Origin of the sequence: Roseovarius confluentis (assembly GCF_002917925.1) — a bacterium.
Lineage (GTDB): Bacteria > Pseudomonadota > Alphaproteobacteria > Rhodobacterales > Rhodobacteraceae > Roseovarius > Roseovarius confluentis.
In genome coordinates this window covers 13,398-28,624 of record NZ_PPFE01000017.1, presented here as the reverse complement: position 1 = coordinate 28,624, position 15,227 = coordinate 13,398, and the positions used below count along the sequence as shown (strand labels likewise).

The window sequence follows — 15,227 nt, the reverse complement described above, 5'->3', positions numbered from 1 at the left end:
CCGGAACCGAATCCGAAGGATGGAGATGCGGCAGCGATGCCGCATCTTTTTTCATTCCGCGCTCGGGCGGAGGTCACACTCCAGCGGAGAGGACAGGCTCTGCCGGCTCCAGCGGCACAACCATCGGCGTCCCCGTCACCGGATCCGGAATGACCCGTGCCTCCAGATCGAAAGCCGACAACAGGTTATCAGGCGTCAGGACCTGCTCGGGCGCGCCCGAAGCGACCACCTGACCGTTCGCCAACAGCACAAGGTTGTCCGAATAGCGGGCCGCAAGGTTCAGATCGTGAAGCACGCTGACGATCGTTTGCCCGGACTGCCGGTTCTGCCGCCGCAGCAGGGCCAGAACGTCCATCTGGTGCGTCAGGTCCAGATAGGTCGTCGGCTCGTCCAACAGCAGGCAAGGCGTCTGCTGCGCGAGCACAAGGCTCAGCCACGCCCGCTGCCGCTGCCCGCCCGACAGCTCCGACAGTTCCCGGTCGGCAAACCCGGTCATTCCGACCGCCTCCAGCGCGGCCTCGCAGGCCGTCTTGTCCGCCTCGTTCCACGGGCTCAGGAACGTGCGCCACGGGATTCGGCCCCGCATGACAAGATCCGAAACCCTGATCCCGTCCGGCGCGCGCAATGTTTGCGGCAGGATGGCCAATTGCCGCGCCAGGCGCTTGGGCGGAATGCGGTTGATGTCCTCGCCGTTCAGCGTCACCCGGCCGGATGCCGGCGGCATCAGCCGCGCCAGCGCACGCAGCAACGTGGATTTCCCGCAGCCGTTCGGACCGATGATCGCGGTGACACGCCCGCAGGGCAGCTCCAGGTCCAGGTCGCTGATGACGGGCACATCGTCATAAGACAGGCTCAGCGCCTCCGTTCTCAGCATCACAAGTCTCCTCGTTCCATTTCCCGCGACAGCCGCCACAGCAGGTAGGGCGCGCCCAGAAGGCCGGTCGCGACCCCGGCGGGCAATTGCAGGCCGGGCACGGCCACGCGCGCCAGAAGGTCCGACAACACCAACACCAGTGCGCCGGCCCCTGCACCCGAGACCATGCGCCCCGCCGACGTAAGGGCACCGGTCAAACGCATCCCCAGGGGCCCGGCCATCAGCGCCACGAAGGGCACCGGCCCCGCCACGGCCACGCCCGTGGCGGCCAGCAACACGCCCGTTGCCGAAAGCCACCACCGGGCCGCCTCGGGCCTTTGCCCCAGCCCTGCCGCCAGCCCGTCGCCCAGTTCCAGCGCCGACAGGATCCGTGCCTGCCCGAGGGCCAGGCTTGCCAGCATCGCCCCGATGCCCAGAACTTGCGCGGCATGGCTCCAATCGCGCGCCGCGAGCGAGCCCGTCAACCAGCGCTGCGCCTCGGACGCGGTCGTTCCCGGCAAGATCGTCATCAGGAAGGTCGACACCGCCGTCGCCGTGAAACCCGCGCCAATTCCGATCAGGATGATCGTCAACACCGGCGTCCCACCGCCTCCGCGAAAGGCCAGCCCACCGATCACCAGCGCCATCGCCACGCCGCCAAGCGCCGCCATCACCGCTGTCGGCATCGCAATGCCGAATGCGATGCCGGCGATGATCGCCAATCCCGCACCGGCGTTGAATCCAAGGATATCCGGTGACGCCAGCGGGTTCCGAAAGAGCATCTGGAAAAGCGCCCCCGACATCCCCAGCACCGCGCCCGCCCCCAGCGCGGTCGCCACCCGTGGCCCCCGGATCGTGTCCAGGATCAGCGCCCCGGGCCCTTCACCTGTCACCAGGCCGGACCACAACACACCGGGGCTCGCATCCACCTGGCCGGTCAAGAGCGCCGCGCTCGTGGCGAGAAAGATCAGAAGAGACAACGGCACGTACCCCTTCATGCCATCGCACCCGGTCTCAGCCTGCGCGCGACCCAGATGAAGACCGGCCCCCCGATCATCGCCACGACGATCCCGGCGCGCACTTCTCCACTGCTCAGAACCAGCCGTCCCACCGTATCCGCCAACGTCAGTGTCAGGGCGCCATAGGCCGCCGACACCGCCAGCCGCGGCCGCAGCGCATATCCTGTCGACATCCGAGCCAGGTGCGGCGCCATCAGCCCCAGGAAAGCGATCGGTCCGGCAATGGCCACCGCCGCCCCGGTCGCCAAGGTGACCACCGTCAGCGCGCCGGCCTGCGCTCTCAACGGCCGGGTTCCAAGCCCCCGCGCAAGGTCGGAACCAAGCGACAGCGCCTCGATCAGCGGAGCGATGGCAAACGCGAGCACAGCGGCCAACCCGATGACCAGCGTCATTTCCACAACCGGCCTGAAGGCCGCGTCGGTCAGCGAGCCGGCCACCCAGAACCGCAGGACATCCAGCGACTCCTGCCGGACGAGGACAACCGCCGTGACCAGGGATAACAGCAGCGCGTTCAGGGCGGCCCCCGCCAGCGTCAGGCGCACCGGTCCGGAATCGCCCCGGAACCCGCCACCCAAGGCAAACACCGCCAGCGCCGCCAGCGCGGCCCCGGGAAAGGCGAACAAAGCCACCGCCGCCTGGTCGGATCGTCCGAACAGCGTAACCCCGAGGATAAGCGCAAAGGCAGCACCCGCGTTGATCCCCAGAATGCCCGGATCGGCCAGCGGGTTGCGGGTCAGCGACTGCATCACCGTCCCCGCGATGCCCAGCGCCGCACCCGCCGCCAGGCCCGCCACAGTGCGCGGCAACCGGATCGCCGCGATCGTCACATGGGCCGGGTCGCGCGGATCGTATCCCAGCAACGCCTCCAGGAACACGCCGGGCGCAACCGGTCTGACGCCAACGCCCAGCGACATGGCCACGGCTCCGATCAGAAGGCAGGCGAGGAACAGCCCCCGCATCAGCGCACCAGCCCCGCCTTCAGCGCCGAGGGCACGACCGTCTCCGGTCTCCCGTCGAGCGCCAGCTCGAACTCCCCGACCAGGCGTTCAAGCGCATAGGGCAGCGACAGCGCGCTGCCGAAGGACAACGCTCCGGAGATCAGGGTGTCGGCATAGACCTCCCGCCCTTCCTGCTCGGCACGCAAGGTCCGCCGCATCGGTAGCCGGGCGATTTCCCGCGCCCCGCCGATAGACGAGATCCACAGCAGGAGATCCGCATCTATCGGCGAAATGTCCTCAGGTGAAAACGTGGTGTAGAATCCGTCTGCAGCCGCCGTGTCGCGCAGCTTTTCCGGCATCTGGAACCCGAGGTTATGCAGAAACCGCGCCCGGTTGTCCTGGGCCATGAAGGCGCCGGTCTCGCTGCCGTTCTGCCAGGCCGCCGCCGCCGTCTTGCCCTGCCAATCCGGATGCGCGGCCCTTACGCTCTCGAATTGCCCTTCGACGTCCCCGATCAACGCCTCGGCCCGCTGCGGCGTGCCCAATGCGCGCGCGATGCGCCTGGTATCGGTCTGCCAAGGCGTGCCAAAGACGGGGTCGTCGGCCCCCTGCATCAGCACCGGCGCGATCTCACTCAGCAACGCGTATTCGGCCCGTGAGATACCCGACCCGATGGCAACGATCAGATCGGGCGACAACCCCGCGACGAGTTCCATCGACACTTCGCCGGTCAGAACGGTCGGCTCCGCGTGGCCCAGTCGCTCCCGCGCCCATGGCCAGACTGCATGCGGCTGGTCTCCGAACCAGTAACGGACTGCCAGCGGCACCACCCCGAGTGCCAGCAACGGGTCCTGAGTGGTGTATCCCAAGGACACGACCCGCTCGGCCGGACGCTCTAGAACCGTTTCGCCCCAGACATGGGGAATCCTGATTGCCTGACGTGCTCTGGCGACGCGCGGCGCCACCAGCGTCGCAAAGCTTCCGAGAATAAAGCTGCGACGCGTGGCGCCGAAAGAACTCTTGGTGAACGGAATCATGACAGGAGATCGCAGCCCCATAGGATTAGTCTTTCAAGCGCGAGAAACGGCTTAGGGTTCGGTGCTGCGGGTTTCAGGGGCCAGCCTGATGCCTAGTATTCCACCAGTGCGCCGAGCTTATCCAACGATCTGTCGTCCTACAAGCGTCGTCGCCCGAAAGGCGTTGTCTCAATGCAGAGCGCCTGTGCAAGGTCATCGTGGTCGAGGCTGTCAGGCCTGGTGATCTCCCGCATCAAAACGGTTCAGTCCATCATTGAGAAGTAATTCGCCTGTCGATCCACCAGTTCTTCATGCGTGCCCGCCTCCACAATCCGGCCTTCGTCCAGAACGACGATGCGGTCGGCGTGACGGATGGTCTGTAGGCGGTGCGCGATGATGAGCGTCGTGCGCCCCTTCGATAACGTATCCAGCGCCGCCTGCACCTTGCGCTCGGTGCCCCGGTCCAACGCCGAGGTCGCCTCGTCCAGAAGCAGAATCGGTGGGTCGCGCAGGAAGACACGCGCGATGGCCACGCGCTGTTTCTGTCCTCCCGAGAGCATGACGCCACGTTCGCCCACCATCGTGTCGAGACCATCGGGCAGCTCCGACACCATCTCGGACAACTGTGCCTGCTGAACGGCGTGCAGTATCTCCTCGTCTGATGCGTCAAGCCGCCCGTAGGCGATGTTGTCGCGCAGGGTGCCGCCGAACAGGAAGACATCCTGCGATACCAATCCCACCTGCCGCCGCAGGCTGTCCAGGGTCATGTCCGCGACGGCCTGGCCGTCGATCCGGACTTCGCCCGACGTCGGTGCATAAAAGCGTGGAAGCAAGGCCATCAGCGTACTTTTGCCCGCGCCGGACGGCCCCACAAGCGCGACCGTCTGGCCCGGCTCGACGGAGAGGGACACGCCATGCAGTACGCCGCGCGCGCCGTCGTAGGTAAAGGTCACGTCGTCGAACTCGATCCGTCCGGTCAGGTCCGGCGCTGGCCTGGCGTCCGGCGCGTCGGCAATCTCGGCCCGCTCTGCCAGCAGCGCCTGGAACCTCTGGAACCCGGCGATGCCGCGCGGATAGGTCTCGACCACCGCCGCGATCTTTTCCAGCGGGCGGAAGAACACGCCCACCAGCAGCAGGAAGGCCACGAAGCTGCCCGTCGACAGCGAGCCGGAAAAGACATAGCCCGCGCCCGCCACCATCACGATCACCTGAACCGAGCGCAGGCCCATGTAATGCAGCGTCGTCAGCGCCGCCATGATGCGGTAGGCCTCCAGCTTGGTCTTGCGATACCCGCGGTTGGCATCCGCGAAAAGTTCGCGTTCATGCGCCTCGTTGGTAAAGGCCTGCACCACGCGAATACCGCCCAGCGTTTCTTCCAGCCGCACGTTGAACTGGCCCACCCGGCCATAGATCGCCTGCCATGCCCGGGTCATACGCCCACCATAGACGGCCAGTAGCACGACCATCACCGGCACGATCACGGCTGTCATCAACGCCAGCGGCACATGCAGCCACAGCATCAGGGCGAAGGCCCCGATGAAGGTCATGATCGCGATGAACAGATCCTCGGGGCCGTGATGCGCCACCTCGCCGATCTCTTCGAGGTCGCGGGTGACGCGCGCCACCAGCTTGCCGGTCTCTGCCTTGTCAAACCAGCCCCAGTTCAGGCGTGTCAGGTGGTCGAAGGCCTTCGCCCGCATCTCGGTCTCGATGTTAATGCCCAACTTGTGACCCCAGTAGATCACCACGGCCATGAGGCCCGCGTTGATCAGGTACACCACCACCAGCCCTACTGCGGCCCACATGGTCAGCGCCCACTCACCGCGCGGCAGCAGATGGTCGATGAATCCCGCCACGGCCAGCGGAAAGGCCAGTTCCAGCAAGCCCGAGATCACCGCGCAGCCGAAGTCCAGCCAAAAGAGGCCCATATGCGGGCGGTAATACTCGAAAAACTGACGCAGCATGGGAATTTCCTTCAGAGCGTTTTTGCCGGTGAGCCGCCCGGCAGATTGCCTCGGCAAATACCGTTTAGGAGAGGTGCTCGCCGCCGTCCAGCAAGGCGGAGTTTGAGGACCTTGTGGAGCCGTGGCTTGTGATCGCGCAGTTTGCACCTCATAATGCGATCTCAAGCCATTCTGGCATGCGTGACGGCCCGGCCCTTTCGCACCGGATAGCCACATCCTGACATCTCGCACGCGGAGCCTGATACGCATGGGCTATAGTCACGACTTTTCCGGGCACACAGAAAAGCTGCATTGCATCCGCCCGGTCCAGTGGCGCCAGTTCGACAACGCCCTGGTCGCGCATTGGGAAGCCAGCGGCGACCAGGGCGCCACTGGGCGCTATGTCTCGGCCAATCCACGACTGAGCATCTTCTTCGATGATATGAGCTCGATCTCGACCACGACGGGGAAAGGCACCGGCAGCTTGGCCCGCGCCATCTTCGTGCCGGCGGGCATGGAACTTCGCACCCGTTTCTCCAAACCTCTCAGGTTTACCCATGTCGATATTCACATGGATTACGCCTGGGCGATCCAGTTCCTGTCCAGTGCGATCCCCCGGTCCACCGCGATCGAGGTGTTGGAAAATCCGGTCGAGCGCGACGATGTCACGGATATCGAGCCGCTGGCGCGACTGCTGGTCACGGAAATATCCAGTCCCACCCGGCATGCACTGTTTGTCGAAAGCCTGGTCAATTGCCTGATTACAGCTCTGCTGGACATGGACCGGCGCAGCACGCAAACCGGCAACGCCCGACTGACCGCCGCGCAGATGCGCCGGGTCGCGCTGCGCCTCGAGGAAGCGCGCGGTCACAGGCTCAGCATTGCGCAGATGGCCGAGTCGGTGAACCTGTCGGAAAGCTGGTTCTCGCTGGTGTTCAAGAATACGACCGGTATGTCGCCGCACCAGTGGCAGCTGAACAAGCGGCTTGAACAGGCGCGGACCCTTCTGGCCGACACCGATCTCAGCGTGGCGGACATCGCGGATCGGCTGGGCTTTTCCGACCAGGCTCATCTGACCCGCGCGTTCCGCCAGCTTGTCGGCAGAACACCCGGAAGCTGGCGGCGGGATCAGAAGAGGCGCTGACGGCCGAAGCCAACTGCGGCAGGGAGCCGGACCCTGCCGCCGATGTGCTTGACCGATTACCAACTGCGGCGCAGGGCAGCCGTGATTGTCCGGCCCTGGTTGTAGAAATCCGCCGTCCCTCGTCCCACGACATACTGCTCGTCAAAGATGTTGCTGAGATTGACCTGCAGTTCCGTGTTCTCCGCCAACTCGTATGAGTAGGACGCATCGAACAGGAACTGGTCGGGGCTTTTGCCATTGTTGTTGTAGGCATTGTAATAGTAGCTGCCCACGTAGCGCGCCCCTAGGCCAACAGACATGTCCCCCAGCGATCCGCCGGTCGGAATGTCATAGGTCAGCCACAGCGAGGCCATGTGCTCGGGCACAGAAGCGAACTGGTTCCCGTCCACCGTCACGCCACGGACATTGCCGCGCACGAACTCGGAATCCTGATAGCTGTATCCGCCGGAAAGGGTCAGGCCCTGCGTCAGCTCGGCGCGCGCTTCCAGTTCCAGACCGCGAACGCGGGATTCGCCGATGGTCTGTCGCTCGATCACGCCGCTGGGCAGGACAACCGGCACCACGACGTTCTTCTTGGTCAAATCATAAAGCGATGCGGTGAACAGCGCGTTGATGCTCTGCGGCTGGTACTTGACCCCGATCTCGTATTGCTCGCCACGTTCGGGCTCGGTGCCGATGGCGGGCGGTGCGACCGACTGGACATAGCTCGCATAGGTCGAAATCTGGTCCGTAATCTTGTAGGTCAGCGCCCCCCGCCATGAGGTTTCCGAGAAATCGGCACTGGTGGTCGTCGCTGTCAGGCGGTCGGTGTTGGTGATGTCCAGCCAGTCATGACGCACGCCCGCGGTCACGATGAACCGGTCCGCGAACGACAGGTTCTGCTGCAGAAACACCGATTGGGTGGCAAAATCGTTGGCCTCGCCGCTGTAGGGTACAAACCCGGTCGGCGCACCGGAATAGACCGGGTTGCTGACGTCGATCGGCGTGTAGGCCCCGAAGATCGACGCGCTGGTGGTCGACGCGTCACGAAACTCCAGCCCTGCCAGCGTGCTGCTGTCGACACTGCCGAAGCTGGTGTCGTATTGCAGGATCACGTTGCCGATCACCTCTTCCGCGGTGCTGTCAGTGCCGAAATAGAAGCGATCGACCATGGTACCGACGCGCGCCGCGTTGTCGGAGATGTAGACATATCCGAAGTCGTCGGTGAGGTCGCTGTAGCGCAGGTTTGCGTTCAGCCGCAGACCGTTGCGGAAATCGTGCTGGAACCCCGCCGACACCGTCAGTCGCTCTACATCGTGATAATTGAAACCCGGCTCACCGAAGAACTGGCTGCGGTCGTATTCCCGGTCTATCGGGTAACCGCCGCTGTTCGGTGTGGAGTCGCGGTCGAGATAATCCACCGTGAAGGTCAGCTTGGTATCCTCGCTTGGCGACCACGCGAAAGATCCGAGCAAGAACGTCTCGTCGTCCCGAGAGAAATCATAATCCAGCTCTGAGTCTTGCACCTTCCCGACGAAACGGTAGGCCAGCGTCCGGTCCTCGTTCAGGACATCGCCGAAGTCGAAGCCCAACTCGGTGTGATTGTTGGTGCCGTAAGAGCCGTAGACCTCGCCGAACCGTTCGAATTTCGGTGTCTTGGTCACGAAATTGAGTGTGCCGCCGGGATCGGACGTGCCGAACAAGGTGGAGTTGCCGCCCTTCATCACCTCGGCCCGCTCGAACGCGTATGGTTCCTCGCGGACGCCGCGCATCGATCCGAGGGTCAGGCCGTCGCGATAGGTGGAGGCTTGGAAACCGCGCACGAGGTAGTAGTCATTGCGATCGTCGGTCCCGAAATAATCGGTGACGATGCCGGGGGTATATTCCAGCAGGTCTTCCACCTTGTCGACGTTGCGTTCTTCGAATTCCTTCTGCGTGATGACCGACACCGACGCGGGCGTGTCAAGAACGCTGGTCGCGACCTTGCCGCCAGTCCAAAGCTCCTTGGCGATGGTTGAATTGGCGTCGTCATCCGCCTCGGCGCCGGCATCGACGAAGATCGTTCCAAGCCGGTAGGGTTCGCCGCCAGTGCCGTCCTGCGCCGTGGCTGCTAACGGGAACGCCACCAGCGCCGTGCAGCCAAGGAGTGCCGCGGTCACACGTGCCGGGCGTGGAAAAGATGATCGATGTGTTCTCAAAAGTGCCCCCATAACGTGCTTCCATTCTTCTGACGTTTCTTGCGTGCTGGCGTGCTGTGCACCGCGACGTTGCGATGGTGCTGCAGGCACCCAAGGACGTGCCCGGAGTCCCGCTGGCTGTTCTTTGCCAAACCCCAGCCCGGATGCATCCGGCCGGGTCAGGCGTCGATGGCACATAGAGCAGGATAGTGCGGAGGTGTATTGTATTTTCCGATTGTTTTTGTCAGATTCTCTGCAAAATTGACAGAATTTGTCGGATTTGCGGCTTCAGACCACGTGCTCTGCTTGACGGCACGAAGCGGAAACGACTAGCCGAAGGCAGTTCTCGTCCCCTGACTGCAGCGACCGGAGGCTTAGCAATCCAATGCTCAGACGTATGAAAATCGGTGTCGCCGTGCTTGCCCTATGGCTTGCCGCAGCCCTGGTGCCGCCCGCGGCCGCGCAGGAGTTTCCTGTCACGATCGACCATGCCTTCGGCACGACTACCGTGCCGTCGCGGCCCGAGCGTGTTGCAACTGTCGCCTGGGCCAATCACGAAGTGCCCCTGGCATTGGGCATCGTTCCGGTCGGGTTCGCCCGGGCGAATTTCGGGGATGACGACGGAGACGGGATCCTGCCTTGGGTCGCCAAGCGGTTGGAGGCGTTGGGCGCCGATACGCCAAAGTTGTTCGACGAAGGCGACGGCATCGACTTCGAGGCGGTGGCGGCCACTCGCCCCGACATCATCCTGGCAGCCTATTCCGGCCTGTCGCAATCCGAGTATGACATCCTGAGCAGGATCGCCCCGACCGTCGCCTATACGGACGGACCCTGGTCGACCGGCTGGCGCGAAATGATCCGCCTGAATGCCGCCGGACTTGGCATGGCGACCGAAGGGGACGCGCTCGTCGCCGATCTCGAGGCGCGCATCGCCGAGGTGTCCGCACGCCACCCCGAAATCGCAGGGAAGAGCGCGATGTTCGTCACGCATCTAGATGTCCGGGACCTAAGCGTGATCCGCTTCTATTCCGCGAACGATCCGCGTGTCCGCTTCCTCGAAGACCTCGGCCTGACCTCGCCGCAGGCGGTCGCGGATGCCACCGAACCCGGGCGCTATGCGGGAGAGGTGAGCGCCGAGAAGATCGACATGTTTGATGACGTCGATATCCTTGTCACCTACGGCGGCGAGACCCTGATGGCGCGCGTCGCGGAAAACACGCTGACCTCGCGCATGAAGACCATCAAGACCGGAGCGGCCGTGCTTCTGGGGAACGATCCGGTGGGGACGGCCGCCAACCCCACGCCCCTGTCGATTCCCTTCGTGCTGGAGGACTACGTTGCACGGCTGGCAGACGCAGCGCGCAAGGCGGAATGACCGACGCAGTCCCCAAAGAGACGACCCTTGACGCCTTGCGGCGCCCCCGGAGCACCCGGCTTGCCTGGCTGATCGTCGTTCTGGCGGTGCTTGGAATGGCCTGCCTCGTATCGATCAGCCTCGGCACGCGCGCGGTTGGATGGGCCGACATCCTGGCGGGCGTGACCGGCTCGACCGAAACGATTGCGCAGGCGGTAGTCGCCGTGCGCGTGCCCCGCACGGTGCTTGCGGTCCTCGCCGGGGCGGCGCTTGGGCTGGCCGGTGCCGTCATGCAGGGCGTCACTCGCAATCCGCTGGCCGATCCCGGCATACTGGGCGTCAACGCGGGTGCCGCAATGGCCGTGGTGATCGGCATCGCGTGGTTCGGGATGCAGACGCTCGACGCGTTTCTCTGGACCGCGATCCTCGGGGCCGGACTGGCGGCCTGTTTCGTCTACGCTATCGGGTCGCTCGGGCGGGGCGGCGCGACACCGCTGAAACTGGCGTTGGCCGGGGCGGCGACGGCCATCGCAACATCCTCGTTCACGATCGCGATCATCCTGCCACGCAACGATATTGCCGGAGGCGTGCGGTCCTGGCAGGTCGGCGGCATCGGCGGGGCCAGCTTCGACGCCATCCTGCCGTGCCTGCCCGTTCTGCTGGCCGGCCTGATCCTGTGCCTCTTGTCGGCTCGCAGCCTGAACCTGCTGGCCCTGGGCGACGACGCGGCGGCCGGCCTGGGCGCGAATGTTGTTGTAGCGCGGGCCAGCGCGGCACTTGGGGCTGTGCTGCTTTGCGGGGCGACCACAGCGATCTGCGGGCCGATCGGTTTCGTCGGGCTGGTCGTGCCGCACGTCTGCCGGTTGCTTGTGGGCGTGGACCACCGCTGGCTCCTGCCCTTCGCGGCCCTGACCGGTGCGATTCTTCTGATCGGTGCGGACGTCATCGGACGCATCGTGGCGCGTCCGTCCGAGATGGATGTGGGCATTGTCACCGCATTTATCGGCGCGCCTGTCTTCATCTGGATCGTGCGCAAGCGGCGAGTTCGGGACTTATGAGCAACCTCGCGCATACCGACGCGGCCGCGTGGGTCGGGGCGTTGCGCGCGTCGCGGCGCAAAGCCCGCCTGCGGCTTGTTGCGATCATGCTGGGGATCGTCGTCGCGGGCGTCGGGCTGACGCTGGTCACCGGGCCGACCATGACCCCGCCCTCGGACCTTTTGCGCGTGCTGACCGGGCACGATGTGCCGGGCGCAAGTTTCAGCATCCTCGAACTGCGCCTGCCCCGGGCGGTGCTGTCGATCCTTGCCGGAATGAGCTTCGGACTTGGCGGTGTGATTTTCCAGACGTTGCTGCGCAACCCACTGGCGAGCCCCGACATCATCGGAATCAGCGCCGGCGCCAGCGCGGCGGCCGTGTTTACCATCGTCGTTCTCGGTTGGAGCGGGCTGGCCGTCTCGGTCGCCGCAGTCGTTGCCGGGATGATCGTAGCGCTGCTGATTTATCTGCTGGCCTGGCGTGACGGGGTGTCGGGCGCACGATTGATACTGATCGGCATCGGGATCTCTGCCATGGTCGACAGCATGATCGCCTATGTCCTGTCGCGCGCGCCGGCGTGGTCGCTGCAGGATGCCTTGCGCTGGCTGACCGGGAGCGTCAACGGCGCGACCTTGTCCGAAGCGATGCCTGTTCTGCTGTCGCTGGTCCTGCTGGGCGGACCGCTTTTGGTCCGGCGCGACAATCTCGAGGCGATGCGACTTGGAGATGACACCGCCGCGGCGCTTGGCGTGCCTCTGCGTTTCGAAAAGCTCGTGTTCGTCATGGCCGCTGTCGGGCTGATCGCGGTGGCGACGGCCGTGTCCGGTCCGATCGCCTTCGTCGCGTTCCTGTCGGGCCCGATTGCCGCGAGAATTGCAGGCACCGGCCGGACACCCTTACTGGCTTCCGCCATTGTGGGCTCTTTGCTAGTCCTGCTGGGCGATTACGCAGGCCAGCACCTTCTGTCGGGGCGCTATCCCGTGGGCGTAGTCACCGGGGCCCTGGGCGCGCCATACCTCGTATATCTGATCATCCGATCCCATCGCAGCGGAGGCGGTTCATGAGCACTTTAAACGTGGCAGGACTGGAGGCCGGATACGGCACGCGAAAGATTCTGACCGGTCTCGATGTCGCGGTGCCCCCGGGGGGCATTTCTGCGATTGTCGGGGCCAATGCGTGCGGTAAATCCACGCTGCTGCGATGCCTTTCGCGGCTGCTGCGACCGAGCGCCGGGCGGGTCATGCTTGATGGCCGCTCGGTGCGCGACATCCCGACACGCGAATTGGCCCGCCGCATGGGCCTTTTGCCGCAATCGCCCATCGCCCCGGACGGGATCACCGTGGCGGATCTCGTCAGTCATGGCCGCCATCCCCATCAGGGCCTCCTGTCGCGCTGGACACATGCCGATGACAGGGCAATCGCCGCCGCGTTGGATGCGACCCGGACCACCGATATTGCCGAGCGGGAGGTCGACCAACTGTCCGGCGGACAGCGCCAGCGGGTCTGGATCGCCATGGCGCTGGCACAGGAAACGGATATCCTGCTGCTCGACGAACCAACGACTTTTCTGGATGTCGCGCACCAGATCGAAGTCCTCGATCTGCTGGTCGATCTGAACCAGGCCCGCGGCACGACCATTATCATGGTCCTGCATGACCTCAATCTCGCCGCCCGCTATGCCGACCACCTGATCGCAATGCGCGGCGGCAATGTATACGCCGCGGGCGCACCGGACACCGTTCTGACGGAACGCATGGTACAGGAGGTTTTCGGCGTGGCCTGCCGGGTCATGCCCGACCCCACCTCGGGCAAGCCGATGATGCTGCCAGTGGGCCGCCACCGGGCCAGCCCCGCACCGGAACGTCAAGAGGTCGCATCATGAGTAAAATCCTGCACGCCAACGCGCTGTTCCGGGGCACCTTGCCGGACGATGCCATTCCGCACATCTCGGCCCATGCCCGCGAGGTCGAACTTCCCGTGGAAGAGACCGAGGCCGGCCTGCTGGTGAGACCACCTCTCGCATCCGTATCGCTCGAGGTTAACCGCGCGGGCCTGCAGGTACATGTCGAGGCCGCGGACGCGGCGGCATTGCAAAACATTCGCGATTACTTGCATCACATTCTGGATCACGTCGCGCCCGGCCTGACCCAATCCGCAAAGTGGGAAGGCGATATCCAGCGCAACCGCGCACCGCTCAACTTCTGCAAGGCCACGGTTCAAGATGTCCGGCGCGTCGGACCGCATTTCCTGCGGGTCACGCTCGACTGCGCCGACACCTTGCGCCTGTCGGAGGAAAGAGGAATGCATTTCTCCCTTCTTCTGCCTCCGGAGGGCCGCACGCCCATCTGGCCGCACCTCGACGCCAATGGACGTACAAGGATGCCCGTCGGCGACGATCAGTTGCATCGCGCGGCCTATACCTTCGTCGAGCTCGATCCGGGCAAGGGGCAGTTCACGTTCGACGTGTTCGAGCACGACGGCGGACGGGCGACACGTTGGGCCCGAACGGCGCGGCCCGGCCACATTGTCGGCATCAGTGGCCCCGGCAGTGGCGGGTTTCCGAACGGGCGGAACATCTTGATCGCCGGGGACGAGACGGCTCTTCCGGCGATCCGCCGTATCCTGAAGACATCGGCACCCGACCGGCGGGGTCACGCCATCCTCGAAGTCGGCACGGACGACGACATCTGCGACCTGGCCCGGCCCGACGGGATCGACCTGACCTGGTGCGTCAGACAGCGACGCGAGAGGCTGTGGGATCATCTGTCGCAAGCGCCCTTGCCCCCGGGACCCGACCGGTATGTCTGGGTCGCCGCCGAAAAATCCCTTGTCCGAGATGCGAAAGCAAGGTTTCGACACAAGCTCGGGCTTGATGCGGACCAGGGATATTTCGCGTACTACTGGGAGGTCTGATTCAGTGTTGCAAAGATGGAGTGGCAAGTACCCGTTACTTTACAAAGATCCTCCAACAACTTTGACTCGCCAGTGAATTAGTGTCGTTGACCCTGTGACTGACGGCCTGCGCAAATGGCTAAATCAATGACATTCGAAACGTGCGTACGGGCAAACGGCGCTACATGAGATGAGCCCGGCAACGTGCGCATCGGATCGCTCTCCCACGCGCGACTGCGTATCTTTTTTTGGGATTGCTGCCTGATCACCGGAATTTCCCCCACTGCGATTTTTGGCCGAACCTATTCATTTTTACAGTCGTCCGCAGCCTTCGGAAGACGAGAGCATGCCGACTGGAAAGAGACGATGCAGACTTGGAGCGACAAGCGAGTCTCATCCTTTGACCACTCACTTACCGTCCCACTGATTCAAGCCTGCTGATCTCTCTGTTTCTGGAGAATTCGGAGTCCACTCGGGAATAGGTGGCGCGAAGGCCGGCCACCTTTGGAAACTTTCCTGGCTTTCTGCATCCGGACGCCCTCGCTGGGCCAAGGAGCCAAGCGCCAGAGAACGAAAGCAGCAAAGACGGCTTACATCGAGCCAGGCAGCCTCTGGGAGAACGGATATTGCGAACGCTTCAATGCCCGGGTCCGCGATGAGTTCTTGAACGGTGAGGTCTTCTACAGCCTGCGAGAAGCCCAAATCCTGATCGAAGAGGGAGGAAACATTACAAAAAAACGCCCTCACAATGCTCCGGGCTGCCGACCACCGGCCCCTGAAACCATCGTCCAGATGGATCCAAGTCCAGTCATGCACTAACAATCAAATCAGCCCACTCAGGTGGGCTGATCAGGTGCATGCTCTTTCTCAAGATT

At 64.2% G+C, this 15,227-nt stretch carries 12 protein-coding genes and 1 pseudogene; 7 read left to right on the top strand and 6 right to left on the bottom strand.

Annotated features, from left to right (window positions below; genetic code table 11):
* Positions 1-73 precede the first annotated feature (73 nt).
* The 5 genes from C2I35_RS21510 to C2I35_RS21490 form a co-directional block, all read right to left on the bottom strand.
* Complete coding sequence (locus C2I35_RS21510) at positions 74-874, bottom strand: ABC transporter ATP-binding protein (RefSeq protein WP_103765098.1); 801 nt, start codon at positions 872-874, stop codon at positions 74-76.
* Positions 874-1,851, bottom strand: a complete 978-nt coding sequence (locus C2I35_RS21505; protein ID WP_103765097.1) for a FecCD family ABC transporter permease — start codon at positions 1,849-1,851, stop codon at positions 874-876. The genes C2I35_RS21510 and C2I35_RS21505 overlap by 1 nt, the downstream gene beginning before the upstream one ends.
* On the bottom strand, positions 1,848-2,831 hold the full coding sequence (locus C2I35_RS21500; protein ID WP_103765096.1) for a FecCD family ABC transporter permease: 984 nt from the start codon (positions 2,829-2,831) through the stop codon (positions 1,848-1,850). Before C2I35_RS21500 ends, C2I35_RS21505 begins: the two co-directional genes overlap by 4 nt.
* Positions 2,831-3,868 carry an ABC transporter substrate-binding protein gene (locus C2I35_RS21495; protein ID WP_245890592.1) on the bottom strand — a complete coding sequence of 346 codons (1,038 nt, stop codon included), beginning with the start codon at positions 3,866-3,868 and terminating at the stop codon, positions 2,831-2,833. Before C2I35_RS21495 ends, C2I35_RS21500 begins: the two co-directional genes overlap by 1 nt.
* 221 nt (positions 3,869-4,089) lie before the next feature.
* Positions 4,090-5,790: an ABC transporter ATP-binding protein gene (locus tag C2I35_RS21490; RefSeq protein ID WP_103765094.1), complete on the bottom strand. Its 1,701-nt coding sequence runs from the start codon at positions 5,788-5,790 to the stop codon at positions 4,090-4,092.
* A 247-nt stretch (positions 5,791-6,037) separates the two neighbouring features.
* Between C2I35_RS21490 and C2I35_RS21485 the strand changes: the two genes are divergently transcribed.
* Positions 6,038-6,913, top strand: coding sequence for a helix-turn-helix domain-containing protein (locus tag C2I35_RS21485; protein WP_103765093.1), 876 nt, complete (start codon positions 6,038-6,040; stop codon positions 6,911-6,913).
* A gap of 56 nt (positions 6,914-6,969) precedes the next feature.
* Here C2I35_RS21485 and C2I35_RS21480 read toward each other — a convergent pair whose 3' ends face one another.
* Complete coding sequence (locus C2I35_RS21480; protein WP_103765092.1) at positions 6,970-9,102, bottom strand: TonB-dependent siderophore receptor; 2,133 nt, start codon at positions 9,100-9,102, stop codon at positions 6,970-6,972.
* Positions 9,103-9,466: 364 nt separating this feature from the next.
* Here C2I35_RS21480 and C2I35_RS21475 point away from each other — a divergent pair, with 364 nt between their 5' ends.
* The 6 genes and pseudogenes from C2I35_RS21475 to C2I35_RS21450 all read left to right on the top strand — a co-directional run.
* Positions 9,467-10,444 (top strand): iron-siderophore ABC transporter substrate-binding protein, encoded by a 978-nt coding sequence (locus C2I35_RS21475; RefSeq protein ID WP_245890591.1) that lies wholly within the window; start codon positions 9,467-9,469, stop codon positions 10,442-10,444.
* Positions 10,441-11,481: a FecCD family ABC transporter permease gene (locus tag C2I35_RS21470; RefSeq protein WP_103765090.1), complete on the top strand. Its 1,041-nt coding sequence runs from the start codon at positions 10,441-10,443 to the stop codon at positions 11,479-11,481. The genes C2I35_RS21475 and C2I35_RS21470 overlap by 4 nt, the downstream gene beginning before the upstream one ends.
* Positions 11,478-12,524 carry a FecCD family ABC transporter permease gene (locus C2I35_RS21465; protein WP_103765089.1) on the top strand — a complete coding sequence of 349 codons (1,047 nt, stop codon included), beginning with the start codon at positions 11,478-11,480 and terminating at the stop codon, positions 12,522-12,524. Before C2I35_RS21470 ends, C2I35_RS21465 begins: the two co-directional genes overlap by 4 nt.
* Positions 12,521-13,342: an ABC transporter ATP-binding protein gene (locus C2I35_RS21460; RefSeq protein ID WP_103765088.1), complete on the top strand. Its 822-nt coding sequence runs from the start codon at positions 12,521-12,523 to the stop codon at positions 13,340-13,342. The genes C2I35_RS21465 and C2I35_RS21460 overlap by 4 nt, the downstream gene beginning before the upstream one ends.
* Positions 13,339-14,373 (top strand): siderophore-interacting protein, encoded by a 1,035-nt coding sequence (locus C2I35_RS21455; protein ID WP_103765087.1) that lies wholly within the window; start codon positions 13,339-13,341, stop codon positions 14,371-14,373. Before C2I35_RS21460 ends, C2I35_RS21455 begins: the two co-directional genes overlap by 4 nt.
* A gap of 558 nt (positions 14,374-14,931) precedes the next feature.
* Positions 14,932-15,171: pseudogene (locus tag C2I35_RS21450) on the top strand (integrase core domain-containing protein); the annotation flags it as partial.
* Between the last annotated feature and the right edge of the window lie 56 nt (positions 15,172-15,227).

Coding starts and splice junctions, on each gene's coding strand:
- C2I35_RS21505 (WP_103765097.1), bottom strand. CDS start 1,851: ATGAAGGGGTACGTGCCGTTGTCTCTTCTGATCTTTCTCGCCACGAGC.
- C2I35_RS21500 (WP_103765096.1), bottom strand. CDS start 2,831: ATGCGGGGGCTGTTCCTCGCCTGCCTTCTGATCGGAGCCGTGGCCATG.
- C2I35_RS21455 (WP_103765087.1), top strand. CDS start 13,339: ATGAGTAAAATCCTGCACGCCAACGCGCTGTTCCGGGGCACCTTGCCG.
- C2I35_RS21490 (WP_103765094.1), bottom strand. CDS start 5,790: ATGCTGCGTCAGTTTTTCGAGTATTACCGCCCGCATATGGGCCTCTTT.
- C2I35_RS21510 (WP_103765098.1), bottom strand. CDS start 874: ATGCTGAGAACGGAGGCGCTGAGCCTGTCTTATGACGATGTGCCCGTC.
- C2I35_RS21495 (WP_245890592.1), bottom strand. CDS start 3,868: ATGGGGCTGCGATCTCCTGTCATGATTCCGTTCACCAAGAGTTCTTTC.
- C2I35_RS21470 (WP_103765090.1), top strand. CDS start 10,441: ATGACCGACGCAGTCCCCAAAGAGACGACCCTTGACGCCTTGCGGCGC.
- C2I35_RS21480 (WP_103765092.1), bottom strand. CDS start 9,102: ATGGGGGCACTTTTGAGAACACATCGATCATCTTTTCCACGCCCGGCA.
- C2I35_RS21475 (WP_245890591.1), top strand. CDS start 9,467: ATGAAAATCGGTGTCGCCGTGCTTGCCCTATGGCTTGCCGCAGCCCTG.
- C2I35_RS21465 (WP_103765089.1), top strand. CDS start 11,478: ATGAGCAACCTCGCGCATACCGACGCGGCCGCGTGGGTCGGGGCGTTG.
- C2I35_RS21460 (WP_103765088.1), top strand. CDS start 12,521: ATGAGCACTTTAAACGTGGCAGGACTGGAGGCCGGATACGGCACGCGA.
- C2I35_RS21485 (WP_103765093.1), top strand. CDS start 6,038: ATGGGCTATAGTCACGACTTTTCCGGGCACACAGAAAAGCTGCATTGC.